Below are 2,234 nucleotides of genomic sequence, written 5' to 3'. Positions count from 1 at the left end.
GCTACACTCCCTGCCGTCTTTCGTTGGACAGATAAGTCGGTGATGATAGGTCATTTTCAAAGAACACTTGCCTAATCCTTGCCAAAGGGACTATTAAGACACTACCTTGACTGGCGCACCATAGACGTACAAGCTGAACCCCTTCTCAATCTGCTGCTTGATGAAGTTATTGACTACCGCGTATGACTTGCCGGAGCCGGGGGTGCCAAGCACTATTGTAGCCCTGAATGGGTTTACGACGTTAATCCAGCCTCTGTTCCACTTCTTTTTGTAAAAGAATTTTGTGGGGAGGTTGATGGAATATTCATTTGTCTTCTTCTCGGTCTCCTGCATGAACGATTCATTTTCCTCGTTGAAGCGGTCGTCCATCATATTGTTCTTCAACAAACGGCTTATCCATACACCTCCCAACAAGAGACAGATAAAACCTGCCACTGTAGTAATAATATAGAGAACCGTCAAAGGGATATAGAGCATCCACCAATTGAGGAAGAACAGAGAGACACCAACCGACAGGATAATCCAGATTTGGCGCCATTGGATTTTCTCATTCTTGACACCCTTCGTGCCGAAGCACGAAAGGGCAAGAAAAAGTAGCGCCCACCATTTGGCGTTCCACGGATTGTTGAACAGTCCGCCGGCCTCATTGAGATTGCCGAGCACCTTCATTGTCTCGGCGTGGAACCGCCAGCCGCCTATAAGCGACTGGCAGAACCAATAGATATTAGCGACCACAAGTATCATGGCTACGCCACGAAGCATATCCATGATTTTGGCAAGCGACCGCAGGTCATCTTCTTGTTGTGACATACTTGTTTTGATTTAGAAATTTAGAATTAGAGTTTCGGACCACGACGTTTTTTCTTCTTACGCCGTTGCATCTCGCGATAGAAGGCTTCTTCCTGTGCATCGAAAGCCGGGCCGACAGAGAACAAACCGCCCAGCCCCTCGAACATGGAAGTGTCATCATATCCGTGGGATTGGCTTTGAGCGGATGTTGATTGTGCAGTATGCCCGTGCCGGTTGGATTGATTGTCGGATGCTGTGCCGTCGGATTGGCTGTCTCCACCCTGATGCTGATACTGATGCTGACTATTGTCAGGAGCCGTTCCGTTGTCCTTAGTGTTACTATGCGTCTGGACAATCGGTTTCTCAGCCGGATTATTGAACCACTTTTCAAGGGCGTTGGCAGAAAACTCCTTGCCGAGACGGGAGCCGTTGAGAACTGTCCGGGTATTGTGGTCGATATAGGTGGCCCCATATATCCGGCCATCATCGGTGTATCGAAGCACAAGGTCTATATTCTCCGTTTTCAGACGGGCAATGAAATCGTCCTTGCCGGATGACTGCGCCATGACCGCTGCGACTTTTCTTTTCGTGGGTCTGACATCTATCTTCTCTTTGGCATTCTGATAACGCTGGTCAACAGCCTCACGACCGGCAAACTTACCAAGTCGTGAAGCCTTCAGCGGAGTTGAGATAGTTTTGCCGTCATCGTCCATTGCGAAATAGACCAGACCATGATACTCACGACCGTTATATCGGCCGTCGGCTTCCTCACACCTTATATTATATAAGGAGAGGACAGCATTGTATTCGCCTAATGTCTGGAACTTATAGCGCATCCCGACCAGCTTTACAGCCATAGCCACCTGACGCTTGACATCTCCATTCGGATCAACCTTGTTGATTGGCATATCCGGCGTAACCTTCTGACGTTCGGCAGAATGAAGACCATACTTCTTTTCAAGTTCGCGGGTTATCTCCTTACTCTTGTAAAAGTTGTTCTTGGTAGATATTGCCGTGCCGTCCGGTCGTACCCTAAGAGCAACAATGTGAATGTGGTGGCGATCAATGTCTTCGTGCTTGACGATGAGATATGGCATATCTGCAAAGCCCATCTTTTCCATATACTCGTGTGCCAATTGAGCATATTCGGCATCACTAAGACGGTCGTCTGGATGCGGATTCAAGGATATGTGCATCATCGGTTTCTCCGCTTTGGTGGATTGAGGCATCCACATCTTGAAGTCTTCAAAAGCGCGGTGGATGTTGATGGTGCCGCTGCCGTCATTGTAGATTTTATTAGTGGCAAGCACCTTGCCCTTCTCCTTGTTGATTTGTAGGCTCGACACCGGGGCGCCTTGCCGCATTTCTGCGGTAGGTTTCCCCGAGTCTGCCCCCGAACCGGACTTACACCTTTCAGCGTATCCGGCTCTCCATTGGTATATACT

Annotated in this window: 1 protein-coding gene and 1 pseudogene; both read right to left on the bottom strand. The window is 48.7% G+C overall.

What is annotated here, in order from left to right:
* Positions 1-120: 120 nt before the first annotated feature.
* Positions 121-810, bottom strand: a pseudogene (locus QGT73_RS17180) (YWFCY domain-containing protein); the annotation flags it as partial.
* Between the two features lie 26 nt (positions 811-836).
* Complete coding sequence (gene mobB, locus QGT73_RS17175) at positions 837-2,153, bottom strand: conjugal transfer protein MobB (RefSeq protein WP_280123237.1); 1,317 nt, start codon at positions 2,151-2,153, stop codon at positions 837-839.
* Between the last annotated feature and the right edge of the window lie 81 nt (positions 2,154-2,234).

Origin of the sequence: Duncaniella muricolitica (genome assembly GCF_910574735.1) — a bacterium.
Taxonomy (GTDB): domain Bacteria; phylum Bacteroidota; class Bacteroidia; order Bacteroidales; family Muribaculaceae; genus Duncaniella; species Duncaniella muricolitica.
The sequence above is the reverse complement of the archived record's forward strand: the minus strand, read 5'-3'. Positions and strand labels throughout refer to the sequence as shown.

Excerpts from the sequence above, each read along its gene's own strand:
- mobB (WP_280123237.1), bottom strand. The coding sequence starts at position 2,153 with ATGCGGCAAGGCGCCCCGGTGTCGAGCCTACAAATCAACAAGGAGAAG.